This is a genomic window from Pseudomonas sp. Xaverov 83, from assembly GCF_019352905.1.
GTDB lineage: Bacteria > Pseudomonadota > Gammaproteobacteria > Pseudomonadales > Pseudomonadaceae > Aquipseudomonas > Aquipseudomonas yamanorum.
In genome coordinates this window covers 131803-155124 of record NZ_JAAAFU010000019.1, presented here as the reverse complement: position 1 = coordinate 155124, position 23322 = coordinate 131803, and the positions used below count along the sequence as shown (strand labels likewise).

18 protein-coding genes are annotated in these 23322 nt (G+C 61.1%); 13 read left to right on the top strand and 5 right to left on the bottom strand.

What is annotated here, in order from left to right; genetic code table 11:
* Nucleotides 1-62: 62 nt before the first annotated feature.
* The 9 genes from algK (at nt 63) to K0H47_RS08355 (ending at nt 12394) form a co-directional block, all read left to right on the top strand.
* A complete protein-coding gene (gene algK / locus K0H47_RS08395; protein WP_063033900.1) occupies nt 63-1484 on the top strand; it encodes an alginate biosynthesis TPR repeat lipoprotein AlgK in 1422 nt (473 codons plus the stop codon).
* Complete coding sequence (locus K0H47_RS08390; RefSeq protein WP_003216288.1) at nt 1481-2968, top strand: alginate export family protein; 1488 nt, start codon at nt 1481-1483, stop codon at nt 2966-2968. The genes algK and K0H47_RS08390 overlap by 4 nt, the downstream gene beginning before the upstream one ends.
* Nucleotides 2968-4560: a mannuronan 5-epimerase AlgG gene (gene algG / locus K0H47_RS08385; RefSeq protein WP_063027261.1), complete on the top strand. Its 1593-nt coding sequence runs from the start codon at nt 2968-2970 to the stop codon at nt 4558-4560. Before K0H47_RS08390 ends, algG begins: the two co-directional genes overlap by 1 nt.
* 11 nt (nt 4561-4571) lie before the next feature.
* A complete protein-coding gene (locus tag K0H47_RS08380) occupies nt 4572-6020 on the top strand; it encodes an alginate O-acetyltransferase (protein WP_219272363.1) in 1449 nt (482 codons plus the stop codon).
* A gap of 8 nt (nt 6021-6028) precedes the next feature.
* Nucleotides 6029-7138 carry a mannuronate-specific alginate lyase gene (locus K0H47_RS08375; protein WP_219272358.1) on the top strand — a complete coding sequence of 370 codons (1110 nt, stop codon included), beginning with the start codon at nt 6029-6031 and terminating at the stop codon, nt 7136-7138.
* A 217-nt stretch (nt 7139-7355) separates the two neighbouring features.
* Nucleotides 7356-8921, top strand: coding sequence for an MBOAT family protein (locus K0H47_RS08370; RefSeq protein ID WP_063027259.1), 1566 nt, complete (start codon nt 7356-7358; stop codon nt 8919-8921).
* An 11-nt stretch (nt 8922-8932) separates the two neighbouring features.
* Nucleotides 8933-10120: an alginate O-acetyltransferase gene (locus tag K0H47_RS08365; protein WP_219272357.1), complete on the top strand. Its 1188-nt coding sequence runs from the start codon at nt 8933-8935 to the stop codon at nt 10118-10120.
* A gap of 16 nt (nt 10121-10136) precedes the next feature.
* The gene (locus K0H47_RS08360; protein ID WP_026077992.1) at nt 10137-10793 is read left to right on the top strand and encodes an alginate O-acetyltransferase AlgF; all 657 of its coding nucleotides are present in this window, start codon (nt 10137-10139) and stop codon (nt 10791-10793) included.
* Between the two features lie 149 nt (nt 10794-10942).
* On the top strand, nt 10943-12394 hold the full coding sequence (locus K0H47_RS08355) for a mannose-1-phosphate guanylyltransferase/mannose-6-phosphate isomerase (protein WP_219272355.1): 1452 nt from the start codon (nt 10943-10945) through the stop codon (nt 12392-12394).
* Nucleotides 12395-12498: 104 nt separating this feature from the next.
* Here the strand turns inward: K0H47_RS08355 and K0H47_RS08350 are convergent, their stop codons facing one another.
* Complete coding sequence (locus K0H47_RS08350; RefSeq protein ID WP_219272354.1) at nt 12499-15882, bottom strand: dermonecrotic toxin domain-containing protein; 3384 nt, start codon at nt 15880-15882, stop codon at nt 12499-12501.
* 197 nt (nt 15883-16079) lie between these two features.
* Here K0H47_RS08350 and K0H47_RS08345 point away from each other — a divergent pair, with 197 nt between their 5' ends.
* Together K0H47_RS08345 and K0H47_RS08340 are read left to right on the top strand one after the other, a co-directional pair.
* Nucleotides 16080-16544, top strand: coding sequence for a hypothetical protein (locus tag K0H47_RS08345; RefSeq protein WP_063033898.1), 465 nt, complete (start codon nt 16080-16082; stop codon nt 16542-16544).
* A 20-nt stretch (nt 16545-16564) separates the two neighbouring features.
* Entirely contained in the window at nt 16565-17377 is an 813-nt protein-coding gene (locus tag K0H47_RS08340) for an SDR family oxidoreductase (RefSeq protein ID WP_093205332.1), read from the top strand.
* 30 nt (nt 17378-17407) lie between these two features.
* On the opposite strand, the gene K0H47_RS08335 is transcribed toward K0H47_RS08340, so the two are convergent.
* Entirely contained in the window at nt 17408-18271 is an 864-nt protein-coding gene (locus tag K0H47_RS08335; RefSeq protein WP_063027250.1) for a LysR family transcriptional regulator, read from the bottom strand.
* A gap of 111 nt (nt 18272-18382) precedes the next feature.
* Here K0H47_RS08335 and K0H47_RS08330 point away from each other — a divergent pair, with 111 nt between their 5' ends.
* Together K0H47_RS08330 and K0H47_RS08325 are read left to right on the top strand one after the other, a co-directional pair.
* Nucleotides 18383-19573: an MFS transporter gene (locus K0H47_RS08330; RefSeq protein WP_093205327.1), complete on the top strand. Its 1191-nt coding sequence runs from the start codon at nt 18383-18385 to the stop codon at nt 19571-19573.
* Nucleotides 19570-19968, top strand: coding sequence for a hypothetical protein (locus K0H47_RS08325; RefSeq protein WP_063027246.1), 399 nt, complete (start codon nt 19570-19572; stop codon nt 19966-19968). Before K0H47_RS08330 ends, K0H47_RS08325 begins: the two co-directional genes overlap by 4 nt.
* A 102-nt stretch (nt 19969-20070) precedes the next feature.
* Here K0H47_RS08325 and K0H47_RS08320 read toward each other — a convergent pair whose 3' ends face one another.
* The 3 genes from K0H47_RS08320 to K0H47_RS08310 are packed head-to-tail and all read right to left on the bottom strand — an operon-like array spanning nt 20071 to nt 23315.
* The gene (locus tag K0H47_RS08320; protein WP_017477666.1) at nt 20071-20931 is read right to left on the bottom strand and encodes an HlyD family secretion protein; all 861 of its coding nucleotides are present in this window, start codon (nt 20929-20931) and stop codon (nt 20071-20073) included.
* 10 nt (nt 20932-20941) lie between these two features.
* Entirely contained in the window at nt 20942-21142 is a 201-nt protein-coding gene (locus K0H47_RS08315; protein ID WP_063027242.1) for a DUF1656 domain-containing protein, read from the bottom strand.
* A complete protein-coding gene (locus K0H47_RS08310; RefSeq protein WP_219272352.1) occupies nt 21132-23315 on the bottom strand; it encodes an FUSC family protein in 2184 nt (727 codons plus the stop codon). Before K0H47_RS08310 ends, K0H47_RS08315 begins: the two co-directional genes overlap by 11 nt.
* Between the last annotated feature and the right edge of the window lie 7 nt (nt 23316-23322).

The following is a 23322-nucleotide window of genomic DNA, read 5'->3' as shown; positions in this document are numbered from 1 at the left end:
CAGCGCTGGCCAATGTGGGAGCCGGGCTTGCCCGCGATGACGGTGGTGAATCCAACATCGGCATCGCAGGCAAGCCAGCTCCCACCCAAAGCAGGTCCCACTCTGCCTTGGCGTATTGTGCCCTGGCCTTGGCCGTGAGCCTCGCCGGCTGCGCCGGCCTGCCCGACCAACGCCTGGCCAATGAAGCCCTCAAGCGTGGCGACACGGTCACCGCGCAGCAGAACTACCAGCAACTGGCAGACCTGGGCTACAGCGAGGCCCAGGTGGGCCTGGCGGATATCCAGGTCGGCACCCGCGACCCCGAGCAAATCAAGCAGGCCGAAGCGACCTATCGCGCGGCCGCCGATACCTCGCCCCGTGCCCAGGCACGCCTGGGTCGCCTGCTGGTGGCCAAGCCGGGCGCTACTGAAGCCGAGCACCATGAAGCCGAAGGCCTGTTGAAAAAAGCCTTTGCCAACGGCGAAGGCAACACCCTGATCCCGCTGGCGATGTTGTACCTGCAATACCCGCACAGTTTCCCGAACATCAACGCCCAGCAGCAGATCAGCAAATGGCGCGCCTCGGGCTACCCGGAAGCCGGCCTGGCCCAGGTGCTGCTGTATCGCACCCAGGACACCTACGACCAACATCTGGATGAAGTGGAAAGCATCTGCAAGGCCGCGCTGAACACCACCGATATCTGCTACGTCGAGTTGGCCACGGTCTACCAGAAAAAAGCCGAGCCGGAAAAACAGGCCGAACTGCTCAAGCAAATGGAAGCCGGCTACAGCCGTGGCACCGTCACCGCCCAGCGGGTCGACAGCGTCGCTCGCGTACTGGGTGATGCAAGCCTGGGCAAGACCGACGAAAAAACCGCCCAGGCGCTGCTGGAAAAAATCGCCCCGGGCTACCCGGCCTCCTGGGTCAGCCTGGCGCAACTGCTCTACGACTTCCCGGAGCTGGGCGACGTCGACCAAATGATGAAGTACCTCGACAACGGCCGCGCCGCCGACCAGCCCCGCGCCGAACTGCTGCTGGGCAAGCTCTACTACGAAGGCAAGTGGGTCCCGGCAGATGCCAAGGCCGCCGAAGAGCACTTCCAGAAAGCCGTCGGCCGCGAAGTGGCTGCCGACTACTACCTCGGCCAGATCTACCGCCGTGGCTACCTGGGCAAGGTCTATTCGCAAAAGGCCCTGGACCACTTGCTGACGGCTGCGCGCAACGGCCAGAACAGCGCCGACTTCGCGATCGCCCAACTGTTTTCCCAAGGCAAGGGCACCAAGCCCGACCCGCTTAACGCCTATGTCTTCAGCCAGTTGGCCAAGGCCCAGGACACGCCGGAAGCCAACGACCTGGCGACCCAGCTCGAAGCTGCGCTGCCCCCGGAACAACGCGCCGAAGGCCAACGCCTGGTGCAACAGGAGCTGGCCGTGCGCGGCACCCTGGCCCAAAGCACGCTGCAATTGCACGCCCTGCAAGAAGAAGACGGCGAGGAATCCCTATGAAGCTCAACCCATTCGTCAAGGCCGGCATCGGCCTGACCTTCGCCCTGCTGTGGTCGTGCCCGACCCTGGCGGCGCTGACTGAAGCCAAGAACTTCGGCCTGGAAGTCAAAGTCACCGGCCAGTCCGAAGATGACCGCGACCTGGGCACTCAGAAAGGCGGCGACGTCAACGGCATCGGCCTTGACCTGCGCCCATGGATCTACGGTGAAAGCGGCAACTGGAGCGCCTACGCCATGGGCCAGGCCGTGACCTCCAGCGACATCATCGAGACCGACACCCTGCAACAGTCCTCGGATGACGCCACCCAACAGACCAGCAATGACGACCGCAAGAGCAAGAAGAACTACCTGGCGATGCGCGAGTTCTGGGTCGCCTACGGCGGCTTCACGCCCTACCCCGGCGAGATCCTCAAGCTCGGTCGCCAACGCCTGCGCAATGACGACGGCCAATGGCGCGACACCAATATCGAAGCGCTGAACTGGACCTTCGACACCACCTTGCTCAAGGCCAATGTCGGCGTCGCCGAGCGTTTCAGCGAATACCGCACCGACCTCAAGGAACTGTCGCCCAAGGACAAGGACCGTCAGCACCTGTACGCCGACGCCGCCTATCAATGGACGCCAGGCCAGTGGATCGGGCTGCGCGCTCACCACACCCATGACGACGGCAAGCTGGACTACCCGGAACCGGGCGTGGCCACCGACTCACTGGACAAGCGCGAGAACGGCGACCTGACCTGGCTCGGCATCGAAGCCAACAGCGACGCCTACAACTGGCGCAACACCAACACCGTCAACTATTGGGCGAGCGTCACCGGCATGCAGGGCGACCGCGACACGGTCAACGCCTTGAACGCCGACGGCACCCGCCCGGCCAATGCCAAGCGCAGCGATGACGTGAATGGCTGGGCCACCGATTTGGGTGTGCGCCTGCGCCTCGACCCGCAGTGGCAAGTAGGCGCCGCCTACTCCCGCGCCAGTGCCGAATACGAGCAGAACGGCCTGCAAAGCAACCGTTCGAACTGGACCGGTACCCAGTCCCGCGTCCACCGTTTCGGCGAAGCGTTTCGTGGCGAGATGAACAACATGCAGTCCATGAGCCTGTTCGGTTCGTGGCAGTTGCGTGAGGACTATGACGCCAGCCTGGTGTACCACAAGTTCTGGCGCGTCGACGGCAACAAGCCGGTGGGCAGCAACGGCATCGATGCCGTGCAGAACAACACCGATGACGTGACCGGCGCGATCCTGTCCAGCACGTCCCTGCCGCTTGAAGACGGCAAGAAAGACCTGGGCCAGGAGATGGACCTGGTGGTCACCAAGTACTTCAAGAAAGGCCTGCTGCCGGCCGGGCTCAGCCAGTCGATCGACGAACCGTCGGCCTTGGTGCGCTTCCGTGCAGGTGTGTTCAAACCGGGCGACGCCTACGGCAGCCAAGTCGACTCGTACATGCATCGCGCCTTTGTCGACGTGATCTGGAAGTTCTGATGGGAGCCTGCGCAATGAACCCTCAAGCCCTCAAAGGCTCGGTCAGCCTGCTGGTCGCAGCCATGCTGCTGGCCAGCACTTCGGCCTTCGCCGATGTCGCGCAGCAGGTCAAGGCGCCGACCATCGCCAAAGAGCTGCAACAGGCCAAGACCTACACCATCTCCAGCCCGCCGACCGAGCCGCTGGAGTTGGCCAAGCCTGCGCTGCCGGACGTGTCCGGCTACACCGCGGCGAATATCGCGAAGAAAATCGTGCGCAGCAAACCCGGCAAAATCAGCATCCGCCGGATGATGCAGGAAGACGCCCTGAAGGACTTCATCGGCGGTGACAACAAGATGGCCGAATGGGTGGTGCGCCAGCACGGCATTCCCCAGGCGATCTTCGTCGACGACGGCTACATGAACCTCAAGGACCTGCTGAACAAAGTGCCCAAGCAGTACTTCAGCGAAACCTCGCCGGGGGTGTTCCTGGCCAAGTTGCCGATCGTGGTAGGCCGTAAGGGTATCCTCGAAATCGACAAGCAGACCCAGGAGCTGCGCCTCTCCCAGGAAGCCGGTTCGTTCCTGATCAACGATGGCCAACTGTTTGTGCGTGACACCAAAATCACCGGTTGGAAGGAAAAGACCAACGGCCCGGCGACCTTCCAGTCGCCCAAGGAATTCCGTCCGTTCCTGCTGGCCTGGGGCGGCACTGAGACCTACATCGCCAACAGCAAGATGGCCAGCTTCGGCTACGCCAACAGTAAGTCGTATGGCGTAAGTATTTCCCAGTACACGCCGAACATGGCCAAGGTGCTCAAGCGCCCTGAGCCGACGGGCTGGATCGTCGACTCCGAGTTCTCGGACATGTGGTACGGCTTCTACTGCTACGAAACCACCGGCTTTGTGCTCAAGGGCAATACCTACAAAGACAACATCGTGTACGGCATTGACCCCCACGACCGTTCACACGGTTTGATCATCACCGACAACACCGTCTACGGCACGAAGAAGAAGCACGGGATCATCATTTCCCGGGAAGTGAACGACAGCTTCATCTTCAACAACCGCAGCTTCGACAACAAGCTCTCGGGCCTGGTGATCGACCGTAACAGCGTCAACAACCTGATCGCCGACAACGAGATCTACCGCAACCACACCGACGGCATCACCCTCTATGAGAGCGGCGACAACCTGCTGTGGGGCAACAAGGTGATCAGCAACCGTCGCCACGGCATCCGCATCCGTAACAGCGTGAACATTCGCCTGTACGAGAACGTGGCCATGGCCAACGGGCTGACCGGCGTGTACGGCCACATCAAGGATCTGACCGATACCGACCGCGACATCGCCCTCGACCCGTTCGACACCAAGGTCTCGCTGATTGTGGTCGGCGGTGAACTGGCCGCCAACGGCAGCGGGCCGCTGTCCATCGACTCGCCGTTGAGCGTCGAGCTGTACCGCGTGTCGATGCTTGCGCCGACCAAATCCAGTGGCATCAGCTTCTCGGGCGTTCTCGGCGATCGCCAGGAAGAGATTCTCGACTTGCTGGTACGCCAGAAGAAAGCCGTGCTGATCGACCCTGTCGAACGCCAGACCGAAATGCAGGACTGAGGATGACCTTTATGCACCCACACATGATCAAACTGCTCAGCCTTTCGGGTTTGACCCTCGGCCTGCTCGCGGCCAGCCAGGGCGTGCGCGCCGACGAAATCAAGGCGCCAACCTTCACCGCCGAACCGTGCTGCAGCCTGTGCCCGGCCGCCCACGACGCGAAGAACTACACCACGCGCTACCAGCAGAACTTCACCACCCTGGTGCAAGCCCAGGGCGATTGGTTGTTCCGTACTCAGGAAGACCTGCGCACCGAATTCGACACCAGCCCCGCCGGCTACAAACGCATGCAGCAGCTGCACGATGCGTTCAAGAGCAAGGGCGTGGAACTGGTGGTGGTCTACCAGCCAACCCGTGGCCTGGTGAACCGCAACAAGCTCAACCCTGAAGAGAAAGCCAAGTTCGATTTCGACAAGGCCCTGGGCAACTACAAGACCATGCTCGGCCGTTTCGCCAAGATGGGCTACGTCGTGCCGGACCTGTCGCCGTTGACCAATGAGCAGCTGCCGGACGAGTTGCCGGCCCACGATTTCTACTTCCGCGGTGACCAACACTGGACGCCATACGGCGCCCAGCGCACCGCCAAAATCGTCGGCGCCAAAGTGCGCGCGATGCCTGAGTTTGCCGGCATCCCGCAACGTGAATTCGAGACCAAACGTTCCGGGCGCATGGGCAAGACCGGCACCCTGCACAACATGGCCGGGCAACTGTGCGGTACCAGCTACGCGATCCAGTACATGGACCAGTTCACCACCGAGCCCAAGGGCGAAGCGGCGGACGGCGACCTGTTCGGTGATTCCGGCAACCCGCAGATCACCCTCGTGGGTACCAGCCACAGCGGCAAGAACTACAACTTCGCCGGCTTCCTGGAACAGGAAATCGGTGCCGACATCCTCAACGTCGCCTTCCCCGGTGGTGGCCTGGAAGGCTCGATGATCCAGTACCTCGGCAGCGAAGAATTCCAGAAGACCCCGCCGAAGATTCTGATCTGGGAATTCTCGCCGCTGTATCGCCTGGACCAGGAGACCATCTACCGCCAGATGATGGCGTTGCTGGACAACGGCTGCGAAGGCAAGACCGCACAGATGAGCGCCAGCACCACGCTGAAACCCGGCAAGAACGAATTGCTGGTTAACAGTTCGAACAAAGACCTGCGCAATGCCAGCCATCAGGTCGACATCCGCTTCGCCGACCCGTCGGTGAAAACCCTGCAAGCCACCCTCTGGTACATGAACGGGCGCCACGAGGACATCAAGATCGAAAAACCCGAAACATCCGATACAGACGGGCGTTTCGCCTTTGAACTGCGCACCGATGAAGACTGGGCCACGCAAAACCTGCTGGCAGTGGAAGTGCAGGGCCCTGAAGCGGGCCAGGCCGCGCAGAAAGTCGAAGCGAAAATTTGCACACGCAACGTATTCCCCGCCAGTGGTCAACAGACCGCTTCGGCCGGGCAATGAGGTTACCTATGCAGAAGTTATTGATTCCATCGTTGTTGGGGCTGGCGATCTTCGCCGGGGCCGTCAATGCCGCCGCGCCATTGCGTCCGCCGCAAGGCTATTTTGCGCCGATCGAGGCGTTCAAGACCGGCGACTTCAAGAATGACTGCGACGCCATGCCGGCGCCGTACACCGGCTCGCTGCAATTTCGCAGCAAGTACGAAGGTTCGGACAAGGCTCGCTCGACCCTGAATGTGCAGTCCGAAAAAGCCTTTCGCGACAGCACCGCCGACATCACCAAGCTGGAAAAAGACACCAGTAAACGCGTGATGCAATTCATGCGTGACGGTCGTCCGGAGCAGCTGGAATGCACACTCAACTGGCTAACCAGCTGGGCCAAGGCCGATGCATTGATGTCCAAGGACTTCAACCACACCGGCAAGTCCATGCGCAAATGGGCACTGGGCAGCATGGCGTCGGCCTATGTGCGCCTGAAGTTCTCCGACTCCCACCCGCTGGCCAACCACCAGCAGGAGTCGCAGTTGATCGAAGCCTGGTTCAGCAAAATGGCCGATCAGGTGGTGAGCGACTGGGACAACCTGCCGCTGGATAAAACCAACAACCACTCCTACTGGGCTGCCTGGTCGGTGATGGCGACCTCCATCGCCACCAACCGTCGCGACCTGTTTGACTGGGCCGTGAAGGAATACAAGGTCGGCGCCAATCAGGTGGATGCCCAAGGCTTCCTGCCCAACGAATTGAAGCGTCAGCAACGGGCTTTGTCGTACCACAACTACGCCCTGCCGCCGCTGGCGATGATTGCCAGTTTTGCCCTGGTCAACGGTGTGGACCTGCGCCAGGAAAACAACGGCGCCTTGAAACGCCTGGGCGACAACGTGCTGGCCGGGGTGAAAGACCCGGAGATCTTCGAGAAGAAGAACGGCAAGGAACAAGACATGAAGGACCTCAAGGAAGACATGAAATTTGCCTGGCTTGAGCCCTTCTGCACCCTCTACACCTGCGCGCCGGATGTGATCGAGCGCAAGCACGGGATGCAGCCGTTCAAGACATTCCGCCTCGGAGGTGACCTGACCAAGGTCTACGACCCGGCGCATGAGAAAGGCAACAAAGGCAGCTGACGAAACGCACTTCAAATGTGGGAGCGGGCTTGCTCGCGAAGGCGGTGTATCAGTCGCCCTCTGTGTTGAATGACACACCGCATTCGCGAGCAAGCCCGCTCCCACATTTTGAGCCGGTTTCGTCAGTGGGAATGTAATACCGCCCCTCTCCGTTTTCGGTGGGGGGTTTGGGGGGGCCGTTGGCCCTTGACTGTTGGTTAAACATGGAGAGATCGGGATGGTTTTCTCGTCCAATGTGTTCCTGTTTCTGTTCTTGCCGATCTTCCTCGGCTTGTACTATTTGAGCGGGCAACGCTATCGCAATCTGCTGCTGCTGGTTGCCAGTTATGTGTTCTACGCCTGGTGGCGAGTGGACTTCCTGGCGCTGTTCGCCGCCGTGACGCTGTGGAACTACTGGATCGGCCTCAAGGTCGGTGCGGCAGGCGTGCGCACCAAGCCGGCCCAGCGCTGGCTGCTGCTGGGCGTGGCGGTCGACCTGTGCATCCTCGGCTACTTCAAGTACGCCAACTTCGGCGTCGACAGCATCAACCTGATGATGAAGTCGGCCGGCCTGGAACCCTTCATCCTGACCCACGTGCTGTTGCCGATCGGTATCTCGTTCTACATCTTCGAGTCCATCAGCTACATCATCGACGTGTACCGCGGCGATACCCCGGCCACTCGCAACCTGATCGACTTTGCGGCGTTCGTGGCGATCTTCCCGCACCTGATTGCCGGCCCCGTGTTGCGCTTTCGCGACCTGGCCGACCAGTTCAACAACCGCACCCACACCCTCGATAAATTCTCCGAGGGCTGCACGCGGTTCATGCAGGGTTTCATCAAGAAGGTGTTCATCGCCGACACCCTGGCGGTGGTCGCCGACCATTGCTTCGCCCTGCAAAACCCTACGACGGGTGACGCCTGGCTCGGCGCGCTGGCGTACACCGCGCAGCTGTACTTCGACTTCTCCGGCTACAGCGACATGGCCATCGGCCTGGGCTTGATGATGGGTTTCCGCTTCATGGAAAACTTCAAGCAGCCGTACATCAGCCAGTCGATCACCGAGTTCTGGCGGCGCTGGCACATCAGCCTGTCCACCTGGCTGCGTGACTACCTCTACATCACCCTGGGCGGCAACCGTAAAGGCACGCTGACCACCTACCGCAACCTGTTCCTGACCATGCTGCTCGGTGGCCTATGGCACGGTGCGAACATCACCTACATCGTGTGGGGTGCCTGGCACGGCATGTGGCTGGCGATTGAAAAAGCCATCGGCCTCAACACCGCACCGCGCAGTTTCAACGTCGTGCGCTGGGCCTTCACCTTCCTGCTGGTGGTGATGGGCTGGGTGATCTTCCGCTCGGAAAACCTGCACGTCGCCGGCCGCATGTACGGCGCGATGTTCAGCTTCGGCGAATGGTCACTCTCGGAACTCAACCGCGCCAGCCTCACCGGCCTGCAAGTGGCAACCCTGGTGGTGGCATACGCAACCCTGGCGTTTTTCGGCCTGCGGGACTTCTACACCAACCGCCCACCGGAAAAAACCAAGCCTGTGGTCAACACCCAAGCCGATGGCCCGGCCACTGCCCAACCCGGCTTGATCAAGGCCGTGCCGGGCGATAACCCAGGCAGCATCCACGAGCCCGGCTACACCGTGGGCACCGAGGCCACCGTGCAACCGGCCTACTGGAGCGCCACCTGGCCACGCTACGCCATGCGCGCCGCCGTGCTGCTGCTGTTCGTGGCGTCGATTCTCAAACTTTCGGCGCAGAGCTTCTCGCCGTTCCTTTACTTCCAGTTCTGAGGGAGCCGACCATGACCCGTTCATTACGCGTCCTCTACATCGCCTTGTTCCTCGCCGTGCTGCTGGCGTTGGGCGCCTGGTCGATGCGCAGTTTCTTCGGCTTCAGCACCAACGCCGACGCCACCGTGCTCAACGGTCGCTGGACCAAGGCCGTCGAGACCCATTACGACGACCAGTTCCCGATCAAGCGCCTGGGCACCAACCTCTGGGCCGCCCTGGACTACAAGCTGTTCAATGAAGGCCGCCCTGGCGTGGTGATCGGCCGCGATCACTGGCTCTACAGCGACGAGGAATTCAACCCCATCGTCAACGAAGACCAGAACCTGCAAGGCAACTACGCCCTGGTGGAAGGCGTGCGCCAGAAGCTCAAGGCCCAAGGCATCCAACTGGTAATGGCGATCGTGCCGGCCAAGGTGCGCCTGTACCCGGAACACCTGGGTGAAGTGCAGCCGGCGAGTATCCACGCCGGTCTGTACCAGGACTTCCATGCCCGCATGGCCGCCGACAAGATCATCGCCCCCGACCTGATGGGCCCGCTGCAACAAGCCAAGCTGCACGGCCAGCAAGTGTTCCTGCGCACCGACACCCATTGGACCCCGGACGGCGCTGAAGTGGCGGCCAAAGAATTGGCCAAGACAATTGCCAACAAAACGCCCCTGAGCGGCGAGCCTCAACGCTTTGTCACCGAAGCCGAGAAGACCGAGCCACACAAGGGCGACCTGCGCCTGTTCCTGCCCCTGGACCCGCTGTTCGAAAACCTGATGCCACCCAAGGAGCCGCTGCAAAAACGCGTGACTCACCTGGCTGAAACCAAAGGCGACGACGCCCTGTTCGCCGACAGCGAAACCCCGGTGGCCCTGGTGGGCACCAGCTACAGCGCCAACCCGAACTGGAACTTTGTCGGCGCGCTGAAGCAAGCCCTGGGCAGCGACGTCATCAACTACTCCGAAGACGGCCACGGTCCGATCCTGCCGATGCTCAGCTACCTGAAAAGCGATGACTTCAAGAACAGCCCGCCACAGGTGCTGATCTGGGAGTTTCCCGAACGTTATCTGCCTGTGAACAACGAAATCGGCGATGCCGACCCGCAGTGGGTTGCGCAGCTCAAACAAGCCGGTATGCGCCAACAGAACATGGCTATCAACACCCCCACCGTTAAAAACATGAACTCCGAGACGCCCAACCGGGCGCAAAACTGAAAGAGAGGTAACTCACATGACTTTCACTACTACTCCGCGTCGTCTCGCAAAAACCTTTGCCCTCGTTGCAGGCATGAGCGTGATTTCGATGTCCGCCTTCGCCGGTGGCGACGCCGCCCTCTACGGCCCCGTCGCGCCAAAAGGCTCGAGCTTTGTGCGGGTGTACAACGCCAGCAACCAGGAGGTCAGCGCCACCGTCGGCAGCACCAACCTCAACGAGGTTGCCCCGTTGGCCAGCAGTGACTTCAGCTTCATGCCGGGCGGTGACTACAGCGCCAAGGTCGGCAGCCAGACCCTGCCGGTCAAGCTCGCCGCCGACCACTACTACACCCTGGTCAGCAGCGGCAGCGGCCAGCCACAACTGATCGAAGAACCGCCGTTCAAGAACAAGCAGAAATCCCTGGTGCGCGTGCAGAACCTCAGTGACAAGTCGCTGACCCTGAAAACCGCCGACGGCAAGACCGACGTGGTCCAGGCCGTGGCCGCCAAGGGCCGTGGCGAGCGCGAGATCAACCCGGTGAAGGTCAGCCTGGCGCTGTATGAGGGCGACAAGAAAGTCGGCGACGTGAAGCCGGTCGCCCTGGAACGTGGTGAAGCCGCAGTGCTGTACGTCACCGGCACCGGCGCCAACCTGTCGCCAGTGTGGGTCAAGCGCCCTGTGTCGACCCGCTGATTAGATTTTCAGATTGACGCTGCCCCCTGTGGGAGCTGGCTTGCCTGCGATGCGGACAACTCGGTGTATCAGGTACACCGAGGTGATGCCATCGCGGGCAAGCCCGGCTCCCACAGGCTCTAACCAAATTTGATTCAAGGAGAAACACCATGATCCCAGTAATCCTTTCCGGTGGTAGCGGCTCACGTCTTTGGCCGCTTTCGCGTAAACAGTTTCCCAAGCAGTTCCTGGCCCTGACCGGCGAGCACACCCTGTTCCAGCAAACCCTGGAGCGCCTGGTGTTCGACGGCATGGACGCACCCATCGTGGTCTGCAACAAGGACCATCGCTTTATCGTCAACGAGCAACTGGCTGCCCGCAAACTGGAAACCCAGCGCATTTTGATGGAACCGTTCGGCCGCAACACCGCGCCGGCTGTGGCCCTGACGGCGATGATGCTGGTCAACGAAGGCCGTGACGAGTTGATGCTGGTGCTGCCGGCCGACCACGTGCTGAACGACCAGAAAGCCCTGCAACGCGCCCTGGCCCTGGCCACTGTGGCAGCCGAGCGTGGCGAAATGGTGCTGTTCGGCGTGCCGGCCACCCGTCCGGAAACCGGCTACGGCTACATCAAGTCGACCAACGATTCGCTGCTGCCCGAAGGCGTCAGCCGCGTGCAACAGTTCGTTGAAAAACCTGATGAAAAACGCGCCACCGAATTCGTCAAAAGCGGTGGTTATTTCTGGAACAGCGGCATGTTCCTGTTCCGCGCCAGCCGCTTCCTCGAAGAGCTGAAAAAGCACGACCCGGACATCTACGACACCTGCGTGCTGACCCTGGAGCGCAGCAACCACACCGCCGACACTATCGACATCGACGAATCCACCTTCGCCTGCTGCCCGGACAATTCCATCGACTACGCCGTGATGGAAAAAACCCAGTTGGCCTGCGTGGTGCCATTGACCGCCGGCTGGAGCGACGTGGGTTGCTGGGCATCGCTGTGGGACGTGAATGAAAAAGACGCCAACGGCAACGTCAGCAAGGGCGATGTGGTGATCCAGGACAGCAAGAACTGCATGATCCACGGCAACGGCAAGCTGGTGTCGGTGATCGGCCTGGAAAACATTGTGGTGGTGGAAACCAAGGACGCGATGATGATTGCCCACAAGGACAAGGTCCAGGGCGTCAAGCAGATGGTCAACACCCTCAATGAGCAGGGCCGCAGCGAAACCCAGAACCACTGCGAGGTGTACCGTCCGTGGGGTTCGTACGACTCGGTGGACATGGGCGGCCGCTTCCAGGTCAAGCACATCTCGGTCAAGCCGGGCGCCTGCCTGTCGTTGCAGATGCACCACCACCGCGCCGAACACTGGATCGTGGTCAGCGGCACCGCCGAAGTCACCTGTGACGAGAACGTGTTCCTGCTCACCGAAAACCAGTCCACCTACATCCCGATTGCCTCGGTGCACCGCTTGCGCAACCCGGGCAAGATCCCATTGGAGATCATTGAGGTGCAGTCCGGCAGCTACCTGGGTGAAGACGATATCGAGCGTTTTGAAGATATCTACGGTCGGTCTACGCCAATCGAGCGTGGCGTGTCGGTGAAAACCATCGCGCAGTAAACAAAGCGGCACAAGAAGCCCCCGTCACACCGACTGCGTCCCCTATCCGCAGCCGGTGGGTCGGGGGCTTTTTTAGATCATTGCCCCAGCGCTTTCAAACGCGCTCAACTGAAATAGTCGGGAAACTGATTCGGCCCCAAATACAGAAAGTTCGATTCAGTCAGCTTGATTTCCTTGTTCATCTTCAACTCAACGAACTGGCTACCCGACATGATGGAACCTAGGTCCTGCGGAACCTGGTCGCTGCTGAATACCACCATATAATCGCCCCTGCCCACATAACGTTCGTTACCTAGAAACAACAGGTTTTCCACGTTTTCGCCATTAAGTTGCTGGCCGGGGGGATTAACGTACACACCGCCCTTTGAACCCGCCCGCGTTTCCCCACGCATCAGATCATTAATGCTGTGCCCCCGAGCGATCGCTTCGGCGCCTTCCTTGCTGGTGTAGTGGATATAAACGGGTTGCCCGTTGTGCAGGCCCGAATCCACTATCGACCGCCAATCCGGATGATTGACCAATGGCTTGTTCGTTGCAGCGAGTGGGGCAGAGCTGCCTGGCCGACCAAGCGCCTTTTGTGCCTGGGGCTGGCTAGCCTTCTTTGAGCCTGGGGTTCCTGACTTGATCCCGCCCGGCATACGATTCAATCGCCATTCGCCCTCGCCCGCCGGCTGCAGGAATGCCACGGTTTTTTTGGTTTGCGCGTCAATGACCCGCACAGGTCCCCCCTCGACCTTGTACACCGGGCTGATTTCATAGGGTTTACTGACGCCGGTACCATCGGTGTAACGCACATAGAACTGCTCGCCGACTTGATAGGTGCCGTCGCCCCTCATCGTGCGGCCACTGAGCAGGCTGTCAGCCACGGAATGGGCACTGATGTCTGGCAATGCGCGGGCTGAGGCCTCCTCCGCCGATGCCTGGCGTACCGCCATTGGATTCAACAACGGCGCGACGACTCTACTGATCGGCGGTGGCTGCAGGACCGGGCGCATAATTGGGCTGGCCTTGCTACCTGCCGCCATGCCGCTGCCGTCGCCATACCGGGCGTAGATCATGGCAAGGCGGTTGGGTTTGTTGAGCAGGTTGACGATGGATTGTCCCGGTGCCCGGATGACACGCAGCCCCGCCTTGGTCAGCCGGGCCGCGGTCGAAACGCCCTTTCCGACAATGGGCAGCAAGTCCATGAACATCGTGGCGACCTCGATGCCGAACAGGCTCTTGTTGTATCTCGATTCTTTGGCTACTTCATCTGAGCTGACAGATCCGACGTCCGCCTTATCGATCAATATTTCCGTCAGTTGTTTGTACAGCGTGTCCTGGAAATTGCCCTGGATAGGTGTGAGGTAGGCGTTGCTGCCCAACTCATTTATCCGTCCCAGCCGCTCTACGTTTTCAACCATGCTCCCCTCGATGATTGCCCCTACACCGTCCGGATCGAGCGGCGACGTTTTGCTAATTGCGTAGGTTCGCCATCCCGGTTCTTTGAAAAGCGCACTGAGGGCCGCCTGATTGGCGACTTCCCGAAAGGAGATCCCGTCAGGCGCATCAGGGCTATACAGCACAAGCGGCCCGTCCTGCCCGTTGCCGATAGCGATCACACCCTGAAGCGCCTGACCGTAGTGGCTGACGGTGTTGGCGACAACGGTCTTTCCACCCACTTGGGGCCGCGTGGAGGCGTCCGGAAAATCGAGCACGGCCCGGACCCATTCAGGTCCCGAGGAGCCTTGTGGATAAGCCTGCGGGTTCAACTGCCCCAGAAACGCCTGTTTCTGCATGACATCCGACAGGTTGGCTTTCCACGCCGCGCGCAGTTTTCCCGGCTTTCCCGTCTGGGCGTCCGGTGCCATCCGTTCCTTGAGTAGCGCGATGTAGTTGCCGCCCACATCGAGCTCATTCACCAGCGCCTTGAGGTCCTCGGTTCCCAACACCAGGGGTTTTCCATCTGCCCCGATTACCGGTTTGCCTGAAGTATCGGTCAGCTTCGCGGCGAACTTCACCTCAGTATCCTGGTGGCTTTCTGCTGCGGGCCATGCCGTAGGGTTTCTCAGGGCCAGGTCAATCAATGAGCTGTGCTGCCTGCCGACATCGCGCGGGACGTAAGCACCTGACCGACCGGTATGAATTCTGGATTGCGTGGTGGTGGTCACCACGATCTTGTCCGGGTCGAAATTCACCGTTGGGTATTTTTTCCTGAGTGCAGCCTTTAATTGCTGACTGGCAAAGTCCTGCAGTGAAGGGGTCTCTTCCAGCAACGGCACCAGCGTCTGGAGGGATTGCTGCTCGCGTGCATCCAGGTCTTTGTATTGCCCCTCGCTCATGCGCGACAGGTTTTTCAGCCACGGTGGCTGTTGTTTTTCTTCAAGCCTTTCTCCCCGGGCGAGCATTGCATTGCTGCCGTCCAGTTGAGAAGACCAATTGGCGGCGTTGTTCAGGGCCTGGGAGATTTGTGGGCCGTTCATGTCGCTGGTGTCTGAGTGCGTCAGGGCATTCAGTTCGGCTTTTTGTCGCTCCAGAAGCCGAGGAATCGCTTCAGCAATCACGTCCCCTGAAGTCGGGACGAAACTCAGCGTCAGGTCCTCCCCGCGTAACGGTTTGCGCAGGTTTTCCGCCGACAAGGGCAAGCTCTGCGACAGCAGTTCTGCGGGAACGCCTCCTTTGTCAATTCGTTGCATCAGTGCCGCCTGCAATTGTGCAGGGGTCGCGAATTCTTCAAAGCCCTCACCTGGGGTGTAGAGCACCACAGGTCCATCGTCCTGGCTGGCAGGCAAGTTTTTGTTGCCGTTGGGCCAGTGCGGTTGCGTTTGCCCGGAGCCATCGGTGGTGGTGATCATGAAGGCCCCGGCCAAGCACGCGCCGTTCGGCGTATTGTCATCCACCGTGATCGGATACACACCGGGCCGCGCACCGTTGGGGAAGGCGTTTTCCCGGGCCGCCAGGGTCGGATAGCGGAACGCCTTGTCGATCAGGGCTTTGCTCGCCAGGCTCAGGGTGCCGTCCTCCACCCGTAGCGCCGCCTGGGTGGAGAGCATTTGCCGGTGCAGGTTGATCAGTTGGTCTTGAGGCGGGCTCGGGTCTGTTTCGGTGGGGCGGGCAGACGTCCAGAACCGAGTGACAGCGTTGGCAAACAGATCCCCGACTTCCCCCACGGCGCCAGGCGTCGTGGCAACGTACTCCTGATATTCCTGCACAAACTGTTCGTAGGTGGGCTGCTGGCTGATCAACCGGTTGATTTTAATGTTGAGTGCATCGTGCTGAGTGAGAAACCCTTGTTGGGCAGAAGCGGGTCTGCCAAAAACATACTCGGCGACAACGGCCGGACGAATACCCCGAACGACCGGTAGAACGGGGGTACCGGTGACGGCGTGGCCAGAAAGTGGTGCCTGATCCCCGAGTGGAGGCGCTGGCCTTTCTGAAGGTTGAGGGCGGGTTGAGTCTGAGGAAGGGGGAAGATCAGGCTGATAGTGGGTATGAGGTTTAACAATCATTAAATGGACCCTGTGATTAAGGGGGCCAGTCCATTGTTACCCTTGTAAAAGAGATATCACTCCAGTGATAAATCAGTCAGTGGTGTAAGAGGCTCAGCGGGTTCCGATGGGAAAATAGCAGTGCATTTCGGCAAGTGAATAGGCTTAGCCTCCGGGCTCAGCTACGATGAAAGCTCATGGCAAGCGAGGGCTTTATCGTGTTCATCGGTGTTCTGCTGATCATTACTTGGCTGGTCCTCCTGCTGCGCTACCCCGCCAAGGCGTTGCCGGTTTCCCTCGCGGCCGCCGTCGGCCTGGGCCTGGTGGCGGTATGGGTGGTGTGGCTGGACAACCGCGAGGCCCAGCAATTGGCGCGTCTGGAACTGCGTACCGTCTACGCCCCGAAAGAATGCCCGGCGGACCGCCCGCTCAAGCTCACCTTGAACAACGGCAACAACGTACCGCTGACCGAACTGCGTTGGCGCATCGCCGCTTATGCGCCGGGCGATACGGTCAACCTGGCGGACAACGTGTACGCTGCCCCGCGCTATCGCGGCCCCGGTGAGTTGCAGGCTGGCGCTACTTGGGAAGACTGCCTGCCAGTGCCGCCGCTGCGCCCCGGCTACCGCCCGCAAACCCTGGAATTTCGTGCCGAGCATTTGCAAGGCAGCTTCTCTGACTAATAACGACAAAGGACTGATCCATGCCCAATGTGCTCATCACCGGCTGTTCCAGTGGTATCGGCCGTGCCCTGGCGGACGCCTTCAAGCAAGCCGGTTTTGAAGTGTGGGCCAGCGCCCGGCGCAGCGAGGATGTGGCGGCACTCGGCAGCGCCGGCTTTAACGCGGTGCAACTCGACGTCAACGACAGCGCCGCGCTGGCGCAACTGGCGGGGCAGATCGGCGAGCTGGACGTACTGATCAACAACGCTGGCTACGGCGCCATGGGCCCGTTGCTCGACGGCGGCACCCAGGCGATGCAGCAGCAATTCGAGACCAACGTATTTTCCGTGGTTGGGGTGACCCAGGCGCTGTTCCCTGCCCTGCGTCGCCGTAAAGGGTTGGTGGTGAATATCGGCAGCGTGTCCGGCGTGTTGGTTACACCGTTTGCCGGTGCGTACTGCGCCTCGAAAGCGGCGGTGCATGCTTTGAGTGATGCGTTGCGCATGGAGCTCGCGCCCTTCGGCGTGCGGGTGATGGAAGTGCAGCCGGGGGCCATCGATACAAGTTTTGCAAAAAACGCCGGCACCCAGGCCGAGCTGTTGATCAATGAAAAGTCGCCCTGGTGGCCACTGCGCGAAAACATCCGCGCCCGGGCCAAGGCCTCCCAGGATCGGCCTACGCCCGCTCGCGTTTTTGCCGCGGATGTATTGAAGGCCGTGCAACAGACAACACCGCCGCGTCTGTTGCGTTCAGGCAATGGTTGCAGGGCGCTGCCGTGGATGGCGGCGCTGTTGCCCAAGGGTTTGCTGGAGACTGTCTTGAAAAAACGATTTGGCCTGAGCGGCCAGCTGTAAGAGCCCCCCGCCACACGGTTTCTCGACTGATCAGCCTTTCATGAAATCAATGAAGGCCCGCACTTTCAGCGGCAAATGCCGAGTATCCGGGTACAGCGCATACACCCCCTGTGGCGCAAATCGATGACCCGGCAGCAGACGCACCAAACGCCCGGCATCCAGATCTTCCTGCACCAGCCACTGGGGCAGGATCGCCACGCCATGCCCGCGCACGGCAAAGGCCTGGAGAATGGCGGCGCTGTCCGCAACCAATGAAGCCTTGCCGGGCCCCGGGCGATACAGGTGCTCGACGCCAGCCGGATCAACCACCGCCAACTCCGTCAGCCGCCCGTGACCCAGCTTGGGCAATTGCTCCAGCTCATCCAGCGTGGCGACCCCGGCAAACGCCGGCGCGGCCACGGCAAAAATCTCGTAGCTCGACAGCTGCACCGCCCGATGATTGGAGTCGAGCATCCGCCCCAATCGAATAGCCACATCAAACCGTTCCGAGATCAGGTCAGCGTGGCTGGAGGATGTGGATAACTGGATGTTCAATTCCGGGTGCAGGCCGCGAAAAGTTTCCAGCGCCGGCACCACCACAGCTAATCCGTATTCGACGGTGGTGGTGATGCGCAACGTGCCTTTGAGCTGGCTGTGTTCCGAACGGGCTTCCTCAACCGCCAGGCGCGCCTCCTCCAGCATCCGCGTGCAGCGCAGGTAAAAGCGCTCACCCGCATCGGTCAGTGCCAGTTGCCGAGTACTGCGGGTCAGCAGGGTGACACCCAGTTCGGCCTCCAGGCGCTTGAGGTTGAAGCTCACCACTGCTCGCGTCTGCCCGAGAAAATCAGCGGCCGCGGTCAACGAACCGGCCTCGACCACGGCTTTGAAGGTGTCGAATCGATCCAGGCTGACCATTAAGCGCGCACTCCTTTGTCAAAATATTTTTGACAAACTAACAGTCAAACCGCTGTTTCCCAAGTGCCCGCACCCGCCTACCCTGCCGCCATCCACTGCAGGAAGCGCGCAATGACCTACCGCTCGAAAGTCACCTGGATCTTTCTACTGGGCTTCGCCCTCGACCTGGTGAACATGTTTGTCGCCACCATCGCCTACCCGGATATAGCCCGGGAGTTGCACGCTTCGGTCACGCAACTGGCGTGGATCGGCAACGCCTATATGCTCGGCCTGACCGTGGTGATTCCCCTGAGCGTGTGGCTTGCGGCGCTGTTGGGCGAACGTCGGTTGATTGCCCTCAGCCTGTTGCTATTCGGCGTGGCCTCGGTGTTGGTGGGCCAGGCCGCATCGATTGAAGCGCTGATCGGCTGGCGGCTGCTGCAAGGCCTGGGCGGTGGTTTGTTGATCCCGGTGGGCCAAGCCTTGGCCTATCGGCATTTTGCGCCGGCAGAACGCAGCCAACTGACGGCCAAAGTCATGCTGGTGGCGCTGCTGATACCGGCGCTGTCGCCGGCGTTGGGTGGCTTGGTGGTGGACAGTGTGTCGTGGCGCTGGATCTTTTTCGCCAACCTGCCCCTGGCGCTGATCACCCTGGCGTTGACCTTGTGCTGGCTGGAGGCGGACACGCTCGCGTCGTCGCGCCCGGCGCTGGAACTCGGCAAAATAGTGCGTCAGGTTCGGCGCCCGATGCTGCGGGTCGCGATGCTGGTCTACCTGTTCATTCCGGGCGTGTTTATCGGCACCAGCCTGGTGGCGATTCTTTATCTGCACGGCCTCGGGTTTACTGCCAGCCACATCGGCGCGTTTATGCTGCCGTGGGCGCTGGCCTCAGGGTTGGCGATTGTCTTGAGCAAAAAACTGTTCAATCGCTGCGGGCCTCGGCCGTTGCTGTTGGCGGGCATGCTGCTGCAATCCATCGGCATCCTGTTGCTGATCGAGCCACACCCGACAGTCATCGTGCTCGCCTACCTCCTGATGGGCCTGGGCGGCAGCCTGTGCAGCAGCACTGCGCAAACCCTGGCCTTTCTCGACATTCCGGCCGAGCGCATGGGGCATGCCAGCGCCTTATGGAACATCAATCGGCAACTGAGTTTTTGCCTCGGCGCCGCAGTGCTCAGTGCGGTGCTGGCTGCGCTGGGCTCCTTCACCGCGACCTTCGCGATTGCCGCAGCGTTGACCCTGTTTCCATTATTTGCCGTACTGTGCCTGGATGCGTCCAAGGTACGGACACTGCTTCACCCTGCCAACGAGCCCACACGATGATTGATTACCGCGATTTTTTTGATGAAGTGATCCAGGCCCATGTCGAGATCGAGCAATGGTTTGCCGGGACAGCACCGGAGGGAACGCTGCAGATTTTGCTCGGCCGTTTCTCGCCGGACTTTTCCATGATCACTCCGGCTGGCAAACAACTGGATTTTGCGCTGCTCAACCAGCTGTTCAGCCAGGCCGGCGGCAAGCGCCCCGGGTTCAAGATCAGCCTCAGCGAGTTTGCCGGGATTGATCGACATGCCCGTGGCGCGACGGTGAGTTATCGCGAGCAGCAGGTGGATGACAGCGGCGCCCAAACCGATCGGCGATCGACCGTGGTGTTTGAAAAGCAGGCCAGCGGCGCCCTGCTGTGGCGCCACTTGCATGAGACTTTTCTACAGGCCTGACACAGTCAAAATGTGGGAGCGGGCTTGCTCGCGAATACGGAGTGTCAGCCACTGAATAGAGTGCCTGATCCACCGCTTTCGCGAGCAAGCCCGCTCCCACATTCAGTTCTGTGTTTGGTTGACGATCACGGTGCAGGTGATCCCCGCCGCCAACAGCACACCCTCCGGCACTTCATCGATGTGAATCCGCACCGGCACCCGCTGGGCCAGGCGCACCCAGTTGAAGGTCGGGTTCACATCGGCGATCAGCTCGCGGCTCTCCGGATTGTCCCGGTCATAGATCCCGCGCGAGATGCTTTCCACGTGGCCCTTGAGGGTTTCGCCGCTCATCAACTGCATGTCGGCTTTATCCCCGACTTTGACGTGGGGCAGCTTGGTTTCTTCGAAGAAGCCGTACACCCAGAACGAGTTCATATCCACCACCGCCATCTTCGCCTCGCCAATACGCGCGTAGTCGCCACGGTGCACGTTGAGGTTGGTGACGTAGCCATCCACCGCCGCCACAACCTGGGTGCGCTTGAGGTTCAGCTCGGCCGCTTCCAGTTGCGCCAATGCGTGCTGGTAATCCGCCAGGGCCGAGTCGGCGATGTTGCTGGCGTCGTCGCGGTTCTCCTTGGAGATCACCAGGGCATCGAGGTCGGCGCGGCGGTGGGCGTTGACCTTGCGCATCTCCCAGGTGGCCTTGCGTGAAGCCACCAGGGATTGCGCCTGCTTGACGGCGATCTGGTAGTGCTCGGGGTCGATCTGCATCAGCAGGTCGCCCTTTTTCACCAGTTGGTTGTCACGCACCGGGACATTGACTACCTCGCCGGTGACATCGGCGGCAACGTTGATGATGTCGGCGCGCACGCGCCCATCGCGGGTCCAGGGGGTTTCCATGTACTGCACCCAAAGCGTACGACCCATCCAGATCGCCAGGGCCAGTACCAGCAAGGTCGCGAACAGGCTGAAAAACTTTTTCATCGGGGCATTCTCAACGGTAGACGGTCAGCGCCAGGGCGCTGAACAAGCAAGCGAACAGGCTCAGGCGCAGCAGCGCCGGGTGCCAGAAAAAACGGTACAGGTCAAAGCCGGCCAGGAATCGGTCGAGGGCCCAGGCCAGGCCCGCCGCGATCAAAAACATCAGGGTCATGGTGGGCATGTAGACGCCGTGGAAGGCGATTTCACGAGGCATGGGCGGGTCCTTCGGACTTGAGGGCAGCCAGGGGTGATTGCGGGTCCAGCAATGAGGTGCGGATAAAGTGCAGGTAGCTTTTCACTCGGCGTAGGGCCGAGGTGTCGAAGTGCGGGGCGAAGGGTTCGTCGGTGGCCTGCACCCGGCTGATGGCATGGTCCACGGCGATCAGGCTGCGCTCCAGGTTGCTGGCGCTGGGTTGCAGGAACAGCCGCACCAACGAGCGGCCCATCACCCGGATCGCCTGGCGCCACGGCTGGGATTCGGCATACGCCGGGTGCACCGGCAAGATCGCCTGTTCCTTGCGCAACTCGATAATCGCGTGGCCGACTTCCAGCACCACGAACATCCAGCGCAGCAGGTTGCGTTGCACCTGGGGTTGCCCGGCGGCGAAACCATAGGCCTGGTGCAGCAGGTCACGGGTGCGGCTTTCGAAACCCGAGGCCAGGCCCTTGAGCTTGCCGCTGATGGCGAACACCACTTGCTCGCGCAGGTCCTGCTCCAGCCGGCGCCACAACCAGCGACTGTTGGGCGGCAGGATGATCGCGCCCGCCGCCGCACACACCAGCATGCCGATGACCATGGCGATGTAGTCGTTGATGAAGGTGTACGGGTTATAGATCGTGAGGTTGTCCGGCACCGAGCCGGTGCTGAAGAAAATCAGCAACCCCACGCCAACGCCGGCGTACTGCGGGCGCGAAGCCAGGAACGAACCGAAGATGATCACCGGGGCGAGCATTACGCACAGCAGCGGGAAACCATCGATCCAGGGGAACACGAAGAACATTTCAACAAAGCCCACCAGCGCCCCGATCAAGGTGCCGCAGGCCATTTGAAACGCCATGCGCTTGGGGTTGGGCGTGGCGGCGGACAGGCCCACCGTCGCGGCGGCGATCAGGGTCATGGTGGCGCCGCTGGGCCAGGCCGTGGCCACCCAGTAACTGCCGAGGACGATCAGGATAAACGAGGCGCGAATCCCGGAAGCAGCGCAGGCCAGCCAGTTGGTTTTCGGGGTGTAGGGCTCGTCCCAGTGTTCGCGTTCGTGGCTGTGGTCGGCCAGGGAAGCGTGAGTCTGGGCGTAGTTGTGCAAGTCGTCGACGAAGCGGTACAGCAGTTCGTAGGCGGTGTGAAAATCCAGCTGCTCGGCGTCGCTGGGCTGACTTTCCTGGAAGCTCGTGCGCAGGCTGCGTACCTTGGCGGGCAGGCCTTCCTTATAGGTATTCAACTGATTGGCCAGGCGCGCCGCGTCGGGGCTGGTGAGGGCACGGCCGGAAAAACCGTCGAGCAATTCCGCGAGGTCTTGCAGGCCGGGTTTGATGGCGGCCACCACGTGATCGGCCTCTTGGCTGCGCAGGCGTTCGAGCAATTGGTGCAAGGCATTGAAGCGAGTAGTGATGCTCATGAACTCGCTGTTCAAGCGCGTCAGCCGACCATTGCGCCGACGCATGTGCGGGTCTTCGAACACCGTGATGCTGCGCAGCCCTTCCAGGCCCACGGCTTCGGCGATAAAGCGTACGTTGCTGCGTTCAAACCCTTCACGCTCGCTGCGACCGCGCAGACCGTCGGTGACGAACAGCGCAAACACACCGAAACGTTGGTACAGAGCGTTGCGCATCGCGGCGCTGGCGGTTTGCGGCAGGATCGCGGCGCTGACCAACGTGGAGCAGACAATCCCCAACGAGATCTCCAGGACCCGCCACACGGCCGCCATGAAGGCGCCATCGGGATGGGCCAGGGCCGGCAAGCCAACCATCGCCGCGGTGTAGCCTGCCAGCACAAAACCGTAGGCGCGAAAGTTGCGATTGCGGGTCGCGCCAGCAGTGCAGATGCCGACCCAGATCGCCAGCGAACCGAGGAACAGTTCAGTGTTCTGCGCAAACAACGCGACCAGGAACACCATCACCGCCGAGCCCGCCAGGGTGCCAAGGAAGCGGTAGAAACTCTTGGCGAACACTTGGCCGCTTTGCGGCTGCATCACGATAAATACCGTGATCATTGCGGTGCGCGGCTGCGGCAGTTCCAGGCGCATTGCCAACCACAGCGTCAGGAACGCCGCGATCAGCACCTTGAAGATATAGACCCAGGTCACGCCGTCACTGCGTGCCCAATCGAAGAAACCACGGCGCCATTCAAGTGAGTGCAACCAGCGCAGCGGTGCAGGCAAGGGAGTCATTGCATCC

What these genes read in the sequence shown, in the direction of transcription:
- K0H47_RS08390 (WP_003216288.1), top strand. Translation starts at nt 1,481, where the DNA reads ATGAAGCTCAACCCATTCGTCAAGGCCGGCATCGGCCTGACCTTCGCC.
- algG (WP_063027261.1), top strand. Translation starts at nt 2,968, where the DNA reads ATGGGAGCCTGCGCAATGAACCCTCAAGCCCTCAAAGGCTCGGTCAGC.
- K0H47_RS08380 (WP_219272363.1), top strand. Translation starts at nt 4,572, where the DNA reads ATGCACCCACACATGATCAAACTGCTCAGCCTTTCGGGTTTGACCCTC.
- K0H47_RS08375 (WP_219272358.1), top strand. Translation starts at nt 6,029, where the DNA reads ATGCAGAAGTTATTGATTCCATCGTTGTTGGGGCTGGCGATCTTCGCC.
- K0H47_RS08370 (WP_063027259.1), top strand. Translation starts at nt 7,356, where the DNA reads ATGGTTTTCTCGTCCAATGTGTTCCTGTTTCTGTTCTTGCCGATCTTC.
- K0H47_RS08365 (WP_219272357.1), top strand. Translation starts at nt 8,933, where the DNA reads ATGACCCGTTCATTACGCGTCCTCTACATCGCCTTGTTCCTCGCCGTG.
- K0H47_RS08360 (WP_026077992.1), top strand. Translation starts at nt 10,137, where the DNA reads ATGACTTTCACTACTACTCCGCGTCGTCTCGCAAAAACCTTTGCCCTC.
- K0H47_RS08355 (WP_219272355.1), top strand. Translation starts at nt 10,943, where the DNA reads ATGATCCCAGTAATCCTTTCCGGTGGTAGCGGCTCACGTCTTTGGCCG.
- K0H47_RS08350 (WP_219272354.1), bottom strand. Translation starts at nt 15,882, where the DNA reads ATGATTGTTAAACCTCATACCCACTATCAGCCTGATCTTCCCCCTTCC.
- K0H47_RS08340 (WP_093205332.1), top strand. Translation starts at nt 16,565, where the DNA reads ATGCCCAATGTGCTCATCACCGGCTGTTCCAGTGGTATCGGCCGTGCC.
- K0H47_RS08335 (WP_063027250.1), bottom strand. Translation starts at nt 18,271, where the DNA reads ATGGTCAGCCTGGATCGATTCGACACCTTCAAAGCCGTGGTCGAGGCC.
- K0H47_RS08330 (WP_093205327.1), top strand. Translation starts at nt 18,383, where the DNA reads ATGACCTACCGCTCGAAAGTCACCTGGATCTTTCTACTGGGCTTCGCC.
- K0H47_RS08325 (WP_063027246.1), top strand. Translation starts at nt 19,570, where the DNA reads ATGATTGATTACCGCGATTTTTTTGATGAAGTGATCCAGGCCCATGTC.
- K0H47_RS08320 (WP_017477666.1), bottom strand. Translation starts at nt 20,931, where the DNA reads ATGAAAAAGTTTTTCAGCCTGTTCGCGACCTTGCTGGTACTGGCCCTG.
- K0H47_RS08315 (WP_063027242.1), bottom strand. Translation starts at nt 21,142, where the DNA reads ATGCCTCGTGAAATCGCCTTCCACGGCGTCTACATGCCCACCATGACC.
- K0H47_RS08310 (WP_219272352.1), bottom strand. Translation starts at nt 23,315, where the DNA reads ATGACTCCCTTGCCTGCACCGCTGCGCTGGTTGCACTCACTTGAATGG.